Annotated in this window: 15 protein-coding genes; 7 read left to right on the top strand and 8 right to left on the bottom strand. The window is 68.0% G+C overall.

Annotated elements, in window-relative coordinates:
- Positions 1–88: 88 nt before the first annotated feature.
- Genes ACZ42P_RS08710 through hemC form a run of 4 tightly spaced genes read right to left on the bottom strand, consistent with a single transcriptional unit; the run spans position 89 to position 4,072 of the window.
- Positions 89–1,285, bottom strand: a complete 1,197-nt coding sequence (locus ACZ42P_RS08710; RefSeq protein WP_464897163.1) for a heme biosynthesis HemY N-terminal domain-containing protein — start codon at positions 1,283–1,285, stop codon at positions 89–91.
- Complete coding sequence (locus ACZ42P_RS08705; protein WP_464897162.1) at positions 1,282–2,352, bottom strand: uroporphyrinogen-III C-methyltransferase; 1,071 nt, start codon at positions 2,350–2,352, stop codon at positions 1,282–1,284. The genes ACZ42P_RS08710 and ACZ42P_RS08705 overlap by 4 nt, the downstream gene beginning before the upstream one ends.
- Positions 2,349–3,146: a uroporphyrinogen-III synthase gene (locus ACZ42P_RS08700; RefSeq protein WP_464897161.1), complete on the bottom strand. Its 798-nt coding sequence runs from the start codon at positions 3,144–3,146 to the stop codon at positions 2,349–2,351. The genes ACZ42P_RS08705 and ACZ42P_RS08700 overlap by 4 nt, the downstream gene beginning before the upstream one ends.
- Positions 3,143–4,072, bottom strand: a complete 930-nt coding sequence (gene hemC, locus ACZ42P_RS08695; protein ID WP_464899392.1) for a hydroxymethylbilane synthase — start codon at positions 4,070–4,072, stop codon at positions 3,143–3,145. The genes ACZ42P_RS08700 and hemC overlap by 4 nt, the downstream gene beginning before the upstream one ends.
- 85 nt (positions 4,073–4,157) lie before the next feature.
- Here hemC and ACZ42P_RS08690 point away from each other — a divergent pair, with 85 nt between their 5' ends.
- The gene (locus ACZ42P_RS08690; protein WP_464897160.1) at positions 4,158–4,697 is read left to right on the top strand and encodes a thioredoxin family protein; all 540 of its coding nucleotides are present in this window, start codon (positions 4,158–4,160) and stop codon (positions 4,695–4,697) included.
- Positions 4,698–4,720: 23 nt separating this feature from the next.
- Here the strand turns inward: ACZ42P_RS08690 and ACZ42P_RS08685 are convergent, their stop codons facing one another.
- Both ACZ42P_RS08685 and ACZ42P_RS08680 read right to left on the bottom strand, forming a co-directional pair.
- Positions 4,721–5,518: a LytR/AlgR family response regulator transcription factor gene (locus tag ACZ42P_RS08685; protein ID WP_464897159.1), complete on the bottom strand. Its 798-nt coding sequence runs from the start codon at positions 5,516–5,518 to the stop codon at positions 4,721–4,723.
- Entirely contained in the window at positions 5,481–6,527 is a 1,047-nt protein-coding gene (locus ACZ42P_RS08680) for a sensor histidine kinase (protein WP_464897158.1), read from the bottom strand. The genes ACZ42P_RS08685 and ACZ42P_RS08680 overlap by 38 nt, the downstream gene beginning before the upstream one ends.
- A gap of 29 nt (positions 6,528–6,556) precedes the next feature.
- On the opposite strand from ACZ42P_RS08680, the gene argH reads away from it, so the two are divergent.
- On the top strand, positions 6,557–7,951 hold the full coding sequence (gene argH / locus ACZ42P_RS08675; RefSeq protein ID WP_464897157.1) for an argininosuccinate lyase: 1,395 nt from the start codon (positions 6,557–6,559) through the stop codon (positions 7,949–7,951).
- Between the two features lie 3 nt (positions 7,952–7,954).
- On the opposite strand, the gene ACZ42P_RS08670 is transcribed toward argH, so the two are convergent.
- On the bottom strand, positions 7,955–8,323 hold the full coding sequence (locus ACZ42P_RS08670) for a TusE/DsrC/DsvC family sulfur relay protein (protein WP_464897156.1): 369 nt from the start codon (positions 8,321–8,323) through the stop codon (positions 7,955–7,957).
- Positions 8,324–8,360: 37 nt separating this feature from the next.
- A complete protein-coding gene (locus ACZ42P_RS08665) occupies positions 8,361–8,861 on the bottom strand; it encodes an Hsp20/alpha crystallin family protein (protein WP_464897155.1) in 501 nt (166 codons plus the stop codon).
- A 262-nt stretch (positions 8,862–9,123) separates the two neighbouring features.
- On the opposite strand from ACZ42P_RS08665, the gene ACZ42P_RS08660 reads away from it, so the two are divergent.
- The 5 genes from ACZ42P_RS08660 to trxC are packed head-to-tail and all read left to right on the top strand — an operon-like array spanning position 9,124 to position 13,633.
- Positions 9,124–10,065: a DnaJ C-terminal domain-containing protein gene (locus ACZ42P_RS08660; RefSeq protein ID WP_464897154.1), complete on the top strand. Its 942-nt coding sequence runs from the start codon at positions 9,124–9,126 to the stop codon at positions 10,063–10,065.
- A complete protein-coding gene (locus ACZ42P_RS08655; protein WP_464897153.1) occupies positions 10,062–10,373 on the top strand; it encodes a chaperone modulator CbpM in 312 nt (103 codons plus the stop codon). The genes ACZ42P_RS08660 and ACZ42P_RS08655 overlap by 4 nt, the downstream gene beginning before the upstream one ends.
- Entirely contained in the window at positions 10,370–11,302 is a 933-nt protein-coding gene (locus ACZ42P_RS08650; RefSeq protein WP_464897152.1) for a zinc metalloprotease HtpX, read from the top strand. Before ACZ42P_RS08655 ends, ACZ42P_RS08650 begins: the two co-directional genes overlap by 4 nt.
- Before the next feature lie 16 nt (positions 11,303–11,318).
- Positions 11,319–13,166 (top strand): ATP-dependent zinc metalloprotease FtsH, encoded by a 1,848-nt coding sequence (ftsH, locus tag ACZ42P_RS08645; protein WP_464897151.1) that lies wholly within the window; start codon positions 11,319–11,321, stop codon positions 13,164–13,166.
- A 29-nt stretch (positions 13,167–13,195) separates the two neighbouring features.
- Positions 13,196–13,633, top strand: a complete 438-nt coding sequence (gene trxC, locus ACZ42P_RS08640) for a thioredoxin TrxC (protein WP_464897150.1) — start codon at positions 13,196–13,198, stop codon at positions 13,631–13,633.
- The last annotated feature ends 2 nt before the right edge of the window (positions 13,634–13,635 follow it).

Genomic DNA, 13,635 nt, shown 5'->3' with positions numbered 1-13,635 from the left:
CTCCTCGACTCGCTGCCCGCTGTGGTGGCCCGGTGGCTGGGCGCCAGGCCCTCCGCGCGGTGTTTTTCCCAAGCTTGTAAAGCCCGGCTCACGACGCGGGCGGTGTGCCGCCTGCGCCTGCCAGGGCGAGACTTGCGCGGTAATGGCGGCAGGCCTCGTCGGGCTGGTTCATGCGTTCAAGCAGCTCGGCCAGGGCGAGGTGGGCCTCGCGGGTGGGTTCCACGGCGAGGCTGGCCTCGATGTAGGAGCGCGCCTTGCCCCACAATTCCTGGTGCGCGCACAGGCGCCCCAGGGTCAGCAGGAGCGCCGGGTCGCGCGGGTGGGCCGGCAGCCATTTTTCCGCCTGCTCGATCTGCCGGATCACGTCCCGGTCCGCGCACTCGGCATAGAGGGCGGCCAGGGCGCTGTCCCAGCTTTTTTCCAGACTCTGCTCGATGATCTCGCGTGCCTGGCGGGTGCCGCCCAAGGCCAGGAACAGGCGTGCCGCGCTGGCCGCGATCTGGGTGCGGGTGCGGTCTTCCGGCGCCATGCGTTCCCAGTACTGGGCGAGGGCCTCGGCACTGTGGGCCTTGCGCTTCAGGTTTTCCAGATGGGCGTTGAGGCGCAGCTGCTCGGCCTGCACTGGCTCGATGGCCTCGCGTTTCTCCAGTTGCGCCAGCACGGCGAGCACCTGATCCCAGTTGCGGGCGAGCTGCTGGGCCTTGAGGTCCAGGCGCAGCACGCCGATGTGCTTGGGCGCGATATCCCTAAGCTGTTTCAACAGGGGCAGGGCGGCCTGCACGTCGCGCGCATCCAGCATGAGCTCCACCTGGGTCATGAGCCGTGCCGTGGGGTCATCCGGGCTTGCCTTCTCCGCCCGGGCGAGATAGGCATCCCGTGCCTTGAAGTTGCGCTGGGCGTGGGCGGCGCGGGCGGCGAGCAGTGCATTGAGCAGCACCGCCTCGCCCAGGTCCATGGCCTGCTGGGCGAGTCGCTCGGCCCTGGCCCAGCGTCCTTCGGCGAAAGCCAGCTCCGCCTCCAGGGTGGCGCGCCGGCCCTTTTCCCGGCGCCGCTCGCGCCGGAACCGGCGCACATAGGCGGGCAGACGCCAGGTGTGCACCGCCACACGCACCACGCCATAGAGCAGGACGAAGCCTAGAAGCAGGGCGATGATCAGGAAGTTTAGGGAGAAATCGAACCGGTAGGGGGGATAGACCACCACCACGTAACCGACGTTGGTCTTGATGGCCAGCACCAGGGCGATGGCCGCGCCGACGACGGCCAGAAACCATGTGAGCGCCTTCACCGCGTCCCCCGCTCCGGCGCCAGACGGAAGTCGCGCACCGCGGCCACGCTGGCGGAAATGTCCGGCAGATCCACCCGCACCGGACTTTCGGCGAGCTGCCGCAGCAGACTGGCGGCGGCCTTGACCCGCTTGTCGCCGCTATCGAAATAGCGGGCCAGCCACTGCTGGGCGGCCTTGAGATCGCGCCGGTAGCCCGTCTCGTCGTGGTGGAGCAAAGCCAGGCGCGCCGTGAGCAGACGCAGCTTGAGATTCTCGCGGGCGTAATAGGCCTGCTCCGGCGGCAGCAGGGGCAGCTCGGCGCGGCCCGTGTCCTGGATGCGTACGAGCTGGGTGAAATCGGACCACACCTCGGCGGCGAAGCGTTTCCACCAGGTGAGCCCGCCCGGTCCGGTCGCCGGTGTTTGGGCGGGTGTGCCGGCCGGGGCGCTCGGCGGCGCCGGAAACAGCGGCAGCTCATCCACCTCGTCGATGAGTTCGGACAGGCGCAGGGACAGGCCCGTCACATCCACCGCGGGGGAGGCGCGCAGACGCTCGATGTCCCGCGCGAGCACCTGGCGCAGGCGGTGGAACTGGGGTTTGTCGCTTCGGCTCAAGCGGGACTCGGCGTTCTGCAGGGCGATCAGCGCGGCCTTCACGTTGCCCGACAGCTGCAGCTGCTGGCTGGCGAAATACACCAGCTGCTCGATCTCGGCCAGGGTTGCCTCGTCGCGCCCGCGGGCCAGTTCCTGATACAGGGCCTCCAGGGCGAGCTGCTGGTCCTGGGATTCCTGCAGCTTCTGCTCCAGCACGCCGATCTTCACCAGCAGCTCGCGCATGGCCTCCTGGGCCTGACCCGCCAGCACCCGGCTTTCGTTGCTGCGTGTCTCGATGGCCGACAGCCTGCGCGCGAGTTCGGCTTCCAGCCCGTGGATCTGGCGGGCGGTGTACAGCCACACGCCCAGCGCCACCAACAGCGCCAGTGCGGCGATCAGGCGCGAGGCCGTGAACAGGGGCTTCCTGGGAGGCGGTGTGGTCGGCTCGGGAGCAGGAACGGGCGCGGAGACGGTTTCGCTGGCGTTTTCGTTCATTGGGACATTCTAGCGGATCGGCCCTGGCGCCAGGCGATGAGGCCCGCCACCAGCCCGTCGTCGCCGGGCGGCGTGACGAACACCTGGTTGAGGCCCAGGGCGCGCGCGGCTGCCGCGATGCGCTCATGGGTCACGAACAGGGGCGTGGCGCGCAGCCACTGCTGGCCCAGTTTGCCCACCAGCTCGAACAGGTTGTGCAGGGTCTCGCTGCTGGTGACGGTGATGGCGTTAAGCGCGCCCCGCGCCCACAGGTGCAAAAGCTGGGCGCTATCGTCCTGGGGCGGGGCCCGGCGGTAGCACTCGGCGTATTCCACCTGGGCGCCGCGGCTTCTCAGCACATCGGCGAGATGTTCCCGGCCCCCCTCGCCGCGGAAGATCACCACGCGCTTGCCCTCGACCGCCTTGAGGGGGGGAAGCGCCAGCAGCGCCTCGCTGTCGAAGCGGCCCTGGGGGGCGATCACGTCGGAAACGCCCCGTTCCCTGAGGGCGCGCGCGCTTCCCTGTCCCACGGCCGCGATGGCCAGGCCCGGCGGCAGGGTGCGCCGCGCCAGGATCAGGTTCATGGCTTTGGCCACCGCGTTGGGACTGATGAAGATGGCGAGATGGAACTGGTCCAGACGGTCGATGAGGGCGTTTAGGGGCGCGAGATCCGGGACATCGACGATTTCCAGCAGGGGAAACAGGATGGGCTCCCCGCCTGCTGCGCGGATGCCTTCGGCCAGATGTTCGGCCTGATGCGCGGGACGGGTCACCAGAATACCCAGACCCGCCAGGGGCCCGGTCCCGGTATTCACGACAGGACTCCGAGCTCGGCCAGGATGCGGTCCGCCCCGCGGGCGAGCAGCTGCTCCGCAAGCGCCACGCCGATGCGTTCGGCTTCCGTCACGGGCCCCGAAAGGCGGTCCTGCACCATGCGCCGGCCGTCCAGATCCGCCACGAAGCCGGTCAGGGTGAGGGTGTCGCCGCTGAGGGTGGCGTAGCCGCCAAGGGGCGTCTGGCAGCTGCCCGCAAGCCGGCGGCTCATGGCCCGCTCGGCCTGCACGCAGGCTGCCGTGGCGGGATCGTTCAAGGGTTGCAGGCGCTCGATGAGATCCGTGCGCGCGGCGAGACATTCCACGCCCAGCGCGCCCTGACCCACCGCGGGCAGGCTCTCTTCCGGACTGAGCACGGCGGTGATGCGGTGGGCGAGGTCCAGGCGCCTGAGACCCGCCGCGGCCAGGATGATGGCGGCGTATTGACCTTCGTCCAGCTTGCGCAGCCGGGTCTGGACATTGCCGCGCAGCGGTTCGATCACCAGATGGGGGAAGCGTGCCTTGAGCTGCACCTGCCGGCGCAGGCTGGAGGTGCCCACCCGCGCGCCCGCAGGCAGCTCGGCGAGCATGGCGTATTCATTGGAGACGAAGGCATCCCGTGGATCTTCCCGCGGCCCGATGGCTGCGAGGGCGAAGCCCTCGGGCAGCACCATGGGCACGTCCTTCATGGAATGCACGGCGATGTGGGCGCGGCCTTCCGCCATGGCCACTTCCAGCTCCTTCACGAACAGCCCCTTGCCGCCGATCCTGGCCAGGGGCGCATCCAGGATGCGGTCGCCGGTGGTGGTCATGCCCAGGATGGACACCCGCCAGTCCGGGTATAATCCGGCGAGCTGTGCCTGGATGTGGCGGGCCTGCCACATGGCAAGCTGGCTTTCGCGCGAGGCAATGATCAGTTCGCTGATGATGTTCTCCCCGGAAGCTTGGTGGAATGGAACCCAATCACGAAAACGACGGCCTGATAGGACAGGCGTGGAACGGAGACAAGCGGAAATGAAGACCTGGAAGCTGCGACCCGCGGCGTTGCATTGGCAAACGCTCAGGCTGGCCCTGCTGGCGGGCATTTTATCATGGCTGGCGGCGGTGCCGGCGGGTGCGGTGGAGCGTGGCGTGCTGCCCATGGCGCGCGATCTCACCAAGGTGGCGCGCGAGGCCGCCAGCCGGCGTGCGGCGATCCTCGTCCTGTTCAGCTCCGCCGGATGTCATTACTGTGCCCAGGTGCGCGACGGCTTCCTCATCCCCACCACGCGCAACGCCGACTATGACGACAAGGTGGTGATGGTGGAGGTCGACGCGGGCAGCTCCCAGCGTCTGGTGGATTTCGACGGCCGCCCCACCACCCACGCCGAGTTTGCCGCGCGCTACCAGGTGAGCATGACGCCGACGGTCAAGTTCCTTGATACCCGCGGGCGCGAGGTGGCCCTGCCCCTGGTGGGCATCGCCAATCCGGATTTCTACGGCGGCCCGCTGGACGAGGCCATCCACGCCGCCCAGGCGCGGGTGCGGGGCGAGGCGCGCACCGCCGCAAACTAGCCCGCTTTGCTCCCGGCCCGGCTTCAGTCCGCCTCCGGGCCGGCAAACCCGCTCTTGAACTCCCGGATGACGTGCTGCTGGCGCCGTGACACGGGCAGGGTCTCCGGCACCTCCTTGAGCAGCACCACCCAGCCGCTGCCGGCATGTTCCCCTTCGCCTTCTCCGTCCTTCAGCCGCTTGAACCCCGCCACATGGGCGCGCGCCACCAGGCAGTTGCGGTGGATGCGCACGAAACGCTCGCCAAACTCCTGTTCCAGCCGGCTCAGGGATTCCTCTAGCAGATATTCCCGAGCTGCGGTGCGCACCGTCACGTACTTGAGCTCCGCCTTGAGGTAGATCACCTCGTTCACGGGCACCAGCACGATGCGCCCCCGGTCCGTGATGGCCAGATGGCTGCGCACATGGCCTGCCGCCTCCCTGAGGGCCGCCAGGCGCGGCCGGCTGAGGGCCTGGGCCTTCTGCAGGGCGGCCATGAGGCGCTCCTCGCGCACGGGCTTGAGCAGGTAGTCGACGGCGTTCACCTCGAAGGCGCGCACCGCGTAGTTGTCGTAGGCGGTGGTGAAGATCACCGCCGGCGGCTGTTCCAGCTTCAGCAGGTGTTCGGCGGTTTCGATGCCGTCGATCTCCGGCATGCGGATGTCCAGCAGCACCACGTCCGGCTTGAGCAGGCAGACGGCATCCAGGGCCTCGCGTCCGTTGGCGGCCTCCCCCGCCACGGTGACCGGCAGGCGCGGCGCCAGGTCCGCGAGCAGGTCACGCAGGCGCGCGCGCGCCGGCGCCTCGTCATCCACGATCAGCACGCGCAGGGGTTCTGGCTGCATTCTTGGCCCGGGTGTAGGGAAGGGTGATGTGCACCTGATAGGTGTCCCCCAGCCTTTCCGCCTTCATGGTGGCCTCGGCATCGAAGTGCAGGGCCAGCCGCTCGCGGATGTTCTGCACCGCCATACGGTTGCCCGCATGGTGACTGCCGTTGGCGGGGCAGGGATTCTTCACCACCAGGTGCACCTGGTCCCGGTGGCGGTAGATGTTGACCACGATCTCGCCCGGCTCCGCCACCGGCTCCACTCCATGATAGACGGCATTTTCCAGCAGGGGCTGCAGCAGCAGCGGCGGCACCAGGGCGTCCTTGGGCATCTTGTCGATATGCCAGATCACCTTGAGCCGGTCGCCCAGCCGGAGCTGCTCCAGCTCCAGGTACTGCCAGCTCAGGTTGAGCTCGCTCTCCAGGGTCACCAGTTCCCGGTTGTTGCCCATGAGCACACGAAAAAGATCGGCCATGTCCAGGAGCGCCCGCTCGGCACGCCGCGGGTCGCTGCGCACCAGGCTCATCACGGCATTGATGCTGTTGAACAGGAAATGGGGCCGGATGCGCGCCTGCAGCGCTGCCAGACGCGCCTCGGTCACCGCGGGGGAGAGGATGCGGCTGCGCATGTGGAAGTAGCCAAGGATGGTGCCCGTTGCCAGAAGCGCCAGCATCCCCGCGCGTGCCGGCTCGGCCCGGGTTTCCAGCAGGAACAGACGCGCCAGCAGGAGCTCGTGGCCCATGGCGAGGAGCGTCACCAGGGCCGCCACCAGCGCCGCGCCCCAGGCATAGGGCAGGCGCGCCAGCAGCCGGTTGCCCAGGAACAGCAAGGCCACGCTGGCCAGTACCACCGGCTGCAGATGCACGGAAACCTCCTGCAGGGCGCGCCAGCTTTGGGCCAGGGTGGGGGCGGTCAGCAGGGCCGATGCCAGACCCATGACATTGGAAAGCACCAGGATACGCAGGATGACGCCGAGATTGGCGAAATTGGGCAGGGTGACCGGATGGGGATGGTTTATACTTGCCACCTTCCTATTGTGGTGAAGGCATATCCTTGATGCAAGAAGAAAAATCCCCGGACGGCGCCTGGTCGGGACGCTTTTCCGAGCCCGTGGACGAGCTGGTGAAACGCTTCACCGCTTCGGTCTTTTTCGACCGTCGGCTGGCGCTCTTCGATATCCAGGGTTCGCTTGCCCACGCGCGCATGCTGAGCGAGGTGGGGGTGCTCAGCGCGGCCGATCTCGCCGCCATCGAAACGGGCATGGCACGCATCCGTGAGGAGATCGAGACCGGCCGCTTTCCCTGGTCGGTGGATCTGGAAGACGTGCACATGAACATCGAGCGCCGCCTCACCGAGCTCATCGGCGAGGCAGGCAAGCGTTTGCATACTGCGCGTTCCCGCAACGACCAGGTGGCCACCGACGTGCGCCTGTGGCTGCGGGATGCCATCGACCGGCTGCAGGAACGCCTGCGCGGGCTGCGTCTTGCGCTGCTGGATCTGGCCGAGGGTCACACCGAGACCATCATGCCCGGCTTCACCCACCTGCAGGTGGCCCAGCCGGTGTCCTTCGCCCATCATTTGATGGCCTACCAGGAAATGTTTGCGCGGGATCAGGAACGGCTGGCGGACTGTCGGCGGCGGGTCAACCGTCTGCCCCTGGGGGCGGCGGCGCTCGCCGGTACCACCTATCCCATCCGCCGGGAACGGGTGGCGGAACTGCTGGGCTTCGAGGGCCTGTGCGAGAACTCCCTGGATGCAGTGTCCGATCGCGACTTCGCCATCGAATTCACCGCCTGCGCGGCCCTGGTGATGATGCACCTGTCGCGCCTGTCCGAGGAACTCATCCTGTGGATGAGCCCCCGCTACAACTTCATCCGGCTGGCGGACCGGTTCTGCACCGGCTCCTCCATCATGCCCCAGAAACGGAATCCGGATGTGCCCGAGCTGGTGCGGGGCAAGACCGGGCGCGTCTATGGTCATCTGATGGCGCTGCTGACCCTCATGAAGGCGCAGCCCCTGGCTTACAACAAGGACAACCAGGAAGACAAGGAGCCCCTGTTCGACACCGTCGATACGCTGCTGGACGCACTCACCCTGTTCGCGGACATGATGGGCGGCATCACCGTGAACGCCGAGGCCATGCGCAACGCGGCGCGGGAAGGCTTCGCCACGGCCACGGACCTCGCGGATTATCTGGTGAAGAAGGGCGTGCCCTTCCGCGACGCCCACGAGGTGGTGGCGCGTGCGGTGCGCCATGCAGAAGCCAGGGGCTGCGATCTCGCCGATCTTCCCCTGGAGGCGCTGCGCCAGTTTTCGCCCGTGATCGACGGCGACGTTTTCGCCGTGCTCACCCTGGAAGGATCCCTCGCGGCGCGCCGCCACGTGGGCGGCACGGCGCCGGAGGCCGTGCGCGCCGCCATCGCCCGCGCCCGGGCGAGCCTTTCCGGGTGACGGTCAGCTCACGCTGCCGAAGGACGGATCGGTGGCGTGGGGTGGCACCGGCAGCCCGGCGATCTTCATCCCCTGCACCATGGGCCCGCGCGGAAACAGCTGGTAGAGCCAGCGGCGCCCGCCCCTGTCGGCGAAATACTCCTCGGTGGAACGCAGGATCTGGTGCGCGTCCTCGGTGCTGCCGTTCTGGTTGATGAAGTAATCCCGGAGGAAATTGAGCACCTGGAAGTGCTCGTCGGTGAGGGTGATTCCCTCCTGCTCGGCGATCTGGCGTGCGATCTCAGGGGACCATTCGTCCAGCTCCACCAGCTCGCCGTAGTGGTTGCGCACGATGATCCTGCCTTGCGCGGCATCATAGATGGGGATGGTCATGACTCGGCTCCTCTTGCGATGACAGGGTTGGGAAAACTCATTCCACCGGGATGGATCGGGGCGCGCGCCGGCCGGGCTCCAGCTTGGGCAGTTCCACCCGGAGCACCCCGTTGCGGTAGCTGGCGCGTGCCTCCTCGCTCTTCACCGGTACCGGCAGCGGGATGACGCGCCGGAAGCTGCCATAGGCACACTGCAGCGTATGCCAGCGGCCCTCGGTGGACTCACGCTCGAAGCGCTTCTCGCCGGAGACCACCAGGCTGTCGCCCTCCACCTGGATGTCCAGATCGGCCTTGTCCATGCCCGGCACCTCCAGGCGCACCACCACCCGGGTGTCGTCCTCGAATACCTCGCCTCCCAGCATGGCCCAACCCAGCGCGGGGAGGAAGGATTCGTCCCCGATCTCCTCGGCCTTGGGCAAATTGGTCTTGTCGCCGGGCCTGAACCGGGTCAGGGCGCCCCGCGCCGATTCCCAGAGATGGCGCCAGCCCTCCGTGACGCTGTCCCACAGACTGCCGACATCGCGCAAACCCAATTTCATGGCCCACTCCTTTCTGCCTGTCCTATTTTCATTAAAGCAGTCCAAACGAAAAAATGTGTGAAACTTCTCCCTATCGCCAAATAGCTTTGGGCGGTCGTCTCGGGTTTCAACGGCCGGGGCGACGGCTGGCCCGGTGGGCCCCGGAGGGGCGAGCGCCATGGGTGAGTCCCTGATGGGTGGCCACCCAGGGGCGGCCCCTTGATTGGCGGGCCCCGGCCCTCATATCTCCTGCTCGCCGCACACGCCAGAACAAGGACCAGGCATGGAATTCAAGAACTACTACGAAGTGCTGGGCGTCTCCCGCGATGCGACGGCGGAGGAGATCAAGAAGGCCTTCCGCAAGCTCGCGCGCAAATATCATCCGGACGTTTCCAAGGAGCCGGATGCGGAAAAGCGCATGAAGGAGATCAACGAGGCCTACGCCGTGCTCTCCGATCCGGAGAAGCGGGCCGCCTACGATCAGCTCGCGGCCCGGGGCTACCGTTCCGGTGAGGAGTTCCGGCCGCCGCCGGGCTGGGATGCGGGTTTCGAGTTTTCCACCCACGGTTTCTCGCCCCACGAGGCGGCGGAGTTCTCCGACTTCTTCTCCCAGCTCTTCGGCGGGCTGGGCGGGCGCAGCCGGCGCAGCGGCGCCTTCCGCGCCCAGGGCGAGGACCATCACGCCAAGGTCTATCTCGATCTGGCCGATGCTTTCACGGGCGCCACGCGCCAGATCACCCTGCGCGCGCCGCGTCTGGATGCCAGTGGCCACGTGGTGCTGGATACGCGCACCCTCAACGTGAAGATTCCCAAGGGCGTGCGCGAGGGTCAGATCATCCGGCTGGTGGGCCAGGGCGCACCCGGCATCGGGGGTGGTCCCCCCGGCGATCTCCTGCTGGAGGTGCATTTCCATCCCCATCCCCGTTTCCAGGTGCAGGGCAAGGACCTGCTCATGCGGCTGCCGGTGGCGCCCTGGGAGGCGGCCCTGGGGGCCGTGGTGCCGGTGGAACTGCCGGATGGTGTGGTCAAGGTGCGCATCCCGCCCGGTGCCCAGTCCGGCCGGCAGCTGAGGGTACGGGGCAAGGGGATTCCCTCCGATCCGCCGGGCGATCTCCTGCTCACCCTGCAGGTGGTGCTGCCGCCGGCGGATACGCCGCGGGCGAAGGAACTCTATGAAACCATGGCGCGGGAGCTTGCCTTCGACCCGCGCGCCGGGAGGACATGATGAGCGACGAAGAGGTATTGATCGGTACCCTGCTCTCCGAGAGCTGGCTCACCCTGGAACAGGTGGCGGCCGCCTGCGACGTGGAAACCGACTGGCTGCTCGCCCACTTGGAGGCAGGGCTGTTTCCCCATGCCGAAAGCGTCGGCGGCGTGTGGCGCTTCGCCGAGGAGGCCCTCACCCGGGCCCGCCGCATGCGCAGCCTGGAGCGGGACTTCGATGCGGTGCCGGAGCTCGCCGCGCTGGTGGCCGATCTCCTGGAGGAAACCGACCGGCTGCGCCGGCGTCTGCGTTGCCTGGGTGAACTGTGAGTCCCGCAACCGGTGGCGAAGACTGGCGCCGCCATGCACGAGCCAACCGCTTGCAGAGCCTGCTGCTGGTGGGCGTGCTGGTGGCCATTGCCGGGGCCGCCGGCTGGCTGCTCATGGGCGAATCCGGCCTGTGGGCGGCTCTGGCGGCCACGGGGGTCGCTCTGGCCGTCGAGCCGGCTGCCGCGTCACGCCTGACCCTGCGCCTCTACGGCGCGCGCCCGCTCACCGGGGCGCCCGCGCTCGAGCAGCTGGCGGCGCAGCTTTCGGCACGCGCGGGGCTGCCACACCCGCCGCGCCTGTACTGGGTGGCGACGCCCCTGGCCAATGCCTTCGCCGTGGGCAGCCGCCACGATCCCCACATCGCCGTCACGGAAGGCCTCCTGCGCAATCTGGGCTGGCGTGAGCTGGCGGGCGTGCTGGCCCACGAGATCGCCCACATCGCCCAGGACGACCTTCGGGTGATGGGACTGGCGGACTACGTGAGCCGCCTCACCGCCCTCATCGCCCTGGTGGCGCAGGTATCGTTGCTCATGGCCCTGCCGGCATGGCTGGCCGGCGCCCTGGAGATCCAGTGGAGCGGCCTGTTGCTGCTGCTGTTTTCACCCCAGCTGGCACTGCTCGCCCAGCTGGGGCTGTCGCGGGTGCGGGAGTTCGACGCGGATCTCATGGCGGTGCGCCTCACCGGGGACCCGGAGGGACTGGCCGCCGCCCTGGCGAAGATCGAGCGGGTGAGCCGTTCCTGGAAGAGCTGGCTCATGCCGGGCTGGGGCAATCCCGAGCCGTCCTGGCTGCGCACCCATCCCGCCACCGAGGAACGCATCGCCCGCCTGCGGGCGCTCCAGGGTGGTGCGGCCCTGCATCAGGACTGGAACTGGCCGGGCGCCCCGGTGAGCCAGCCCCGCTGGCATCCCCTGGGGATCTGGCGCTGAACACGAAAGGAGACCCATGGAACAAAAAACCCAATGGAATCTCATCTACTGGATCGTCGCCGTCACGCTGCTCCTCATGTTGCAGAACTGGTGGCAGACGGCGCGCACGGTCGAGCCCGTGCCCTACAGCGAATTCGAGCAGGCCCTCAGGGAAGGCCGGGTGCAGGAAGTGTTCATCACGGACCAGCTCATCACGGGCAAGCTCAAGTCGCCGGACGTCAAAGGCAAGACCGTGATCGTGGCCAACCGGGTGGAGCCCGACCTCGCCGCGCGCCTGTCCCAGTACGGCGTGCCCTACACCCGTGTGGTGGAAAGTACCTTCCTGCGCGATCTCATGTCCTGGGTGCTGCCGGCGGTGATTTTCTTCGCCGTGTGGTTCTTCCTGTTCCGCAAATTCGCCGAGAAGCAGGGCATGGGCGGCTTCATGACCATCGGCAAGAGCCGCGCCAAGGTCTATGTGGAGAAGGATACCGGTGTCACCTTCGACGACGTGGCGGGGGTGGACGAGGCCAAGGCCGAGCTGCGGGAGGTGGTGGATTTTCTCAAGAATCCCCAGGAATACGGCCGGCTGGGGGCGCGTATTCCCAAGGGGGTGCTCCTGGTGGGCCCGCCCGGCACCGGCAAGACCCTGCTCGCCAAGGCGGTGGCGGGGGAAGCGGGGGTGCCCTTCTTCTCCATCTCCGGTTCCGAATTCGTGGAAATGTTCGTGGGGGTGGGCGCGGCGCGGGTGCGCGACTTGTTCGAGCAGGCGCGGCAGAAGGCGCCGGCCATCATCTTCATCGACGAGCTGGATGCGCTGGGGCGCGCCCGGGGCGCAGCCAGTCCCATCGGCGGCCACGATGAACGGGAGCAGACCCTGAACCAGCTCCTCACGGAAATGGACGGTTTCGATTCCTCCGTGGGTCTCGTCATCCTCGCCGCCACCAACCGTCCCGAGATCCTGGACCCGGCCCTGCTGCGCGCCGGCCGCTTCGACCGCCAGGTGCTGGTGGACCGCCCCGACAAGAACGGACGGCTGGCCATCCTCCGGGTGCATGCGAAGAAGGTGAAGCTCGCCCCGGACGTGGATCTGGAACAGGTGGCCTCACTCACCACCGGGTTTTCCGGGGCGGATCTCGCCAACCTGGTGAACGAGGCCGCCCTCGTCGCCACCCGGCGCAAGGCCGACGCGGTGGAGCTGGCCGACTTCACCGCTGCCATCGAACGCATCGTGGCCGGGCTGGAGAAAAAGAACCGCGTGCTCAACGAACGGGAGCGGCGGACCGTGGCCTACCATGAAATGGGACATGCGCTGGTGGCCCTGGCCCTGCCGGGCACCGATCCGGTGCACAAGGTGTCCATCATTCCCCGCGGCATTGGTGCCCTGGGCTACACCATCCAGCGGCCCACCGAAGACCGTTACCTCATGACGCGGCAGGAGCTGGAGAACAAGATCGCGGTGCTGCTGGGCGGGCGCGCCGCCGAGAAGCTGGTCTTCGGCGAACTGTCCACCGGCGCGGCCGACGATCTGGCCAAGGCCACCGACATCGCCCGGGACATGATCACCCGTTACGGCATGGACGAGGACCTGGGCTACATCGCCTACGAGGCCCAGCGTCCCCGCTTCCTGGACGTGCCCGAACTCACCGCCGGCGGCTGCCGGGTGGCGGAATCCACCCAGGCGCGCATCGACGCCGCGGTGCGGGGCATCGTCATGGGCGTGTTCCAGCGTGCCTACGGCATCCTTGTCGAGAACCGGGCGGTGCTGGACCGTTGCGCGTCGGAGCTTCTGGCGCGGGAAACCCTGGACGAGGCGGCCATCCAGTCCCTCACCGCCGATCTGAAGAAACCGGCCTTGGCCGAGGCCGCCACCACCCCCAGATAAGCTGCCGTCACAACAGTCGGAGAATCATCGTGAGCGATACCCTCAACATTGTCTGTCCCCATTGCCATGCCGTGAACCGGGTGCCCGCGGCGCGCCTCGCCCAGCATCCCAACTGCGGCAAATGCCACCAGCCCCTGTTTACCGGCCACCCGGTGCCCCTGACTGCGGCCACCTTCGCCAAGCACGTGGAGCGCAACGACATCCCGGTGCTGGTGGATTTCTGGGCCCCCTGGTGCGGACCGTGCCGCATGATGGCGCCCCAGTTCGAGCAGGCGGCGCGCCTGCTGGAGCCGCGGGTGCGCCTGGCCAAGGTGGACACCGAAGCGGAACAGATGCTGGGGGCCCAATACGGGATTCGCAGCATCCCCACCCTGGCGCTGTTTGCCGGCGGGCGCGAGGTCGCGCGCCAGGCCGGGGCGATGGGGGCGCAGGACATCGTGCGCTGGGTCCAGGCACACCTGCGCTGAAC

The organism is Thiobacter subterraneus (assembly GCF_055379455.1).
The sequence above is the reverse complement of the archived record's forward strand: the minus strand, read 5'-3'. Positions and strand labels throughout refer to the sequence as shown.

Bases quoted from the DNA above. Each gene is read 5' to 3' on its own strand.
- ACZ42P_RS08705 (WP_464897162.1), bottom strand. From the start codon at position 2,352: ATGAACGAAAACGCCAGCGAAACCGTCTCCGCGCCCGTTCCTGCTCCC.
- ACZ42P_RS08690 (WP_464897160.1), top strand. From the start codon at position 4,158: ATGAAGACCTGGAAGCTGCGACCCGCGGCGTTGCATTGGCAAACGCTC.
- ACZ42P_RS08685 (WP_464897159.1), bottom strand. From the start codon at position 5,518: ATGCAGCCAGAACCCCTGCGCGTGCTGATCGTGGATGACGAGGCGCCG.
- argH (WP_464897157.1), top strand. From the start codon at position 6,557: ATGCAAGAAGAAAAATCCCCGGACGGCGCCTGGTCGGGACGCTTTTCC.
- ACZ42P_RS08670 (WP_464897156.1), bottom strand. From the start codon at position 8,323: ATGACCATCCCCATCTATGATGCCGCGCAAGGCAGGATCATCGTGCGC.
- ACZ42P_RS08665 (WP_464897155.1), bottom strand. From the start codon at position 8,861: ATGAAATTGGGTTTGCGCGATGTCGGCAGTCTGTGGGACAGCGTCACG.
- ACZ42P_RS08660 (WP_464897154.1), top strand. From the start codon at position 9,124: ATGGAATTCAAGAACTACTACGAAGTGCTGGGCGTCTCCCGCGATGCG.
- ACZ42P_RS08655 (WP_464897153.1), top strand. From the start codon at position 10,062: ATGATGAGCGACGAAGAGGTATTGATCGGTACCCTGCTCTCCGAGAGC.
- ftsH (WP_464897151.1), top strand. From the start codon at position 11,319: ATGGAACAAAAAACCCAATGGAATCTCATCTACTGGATCGTCGCCGTC.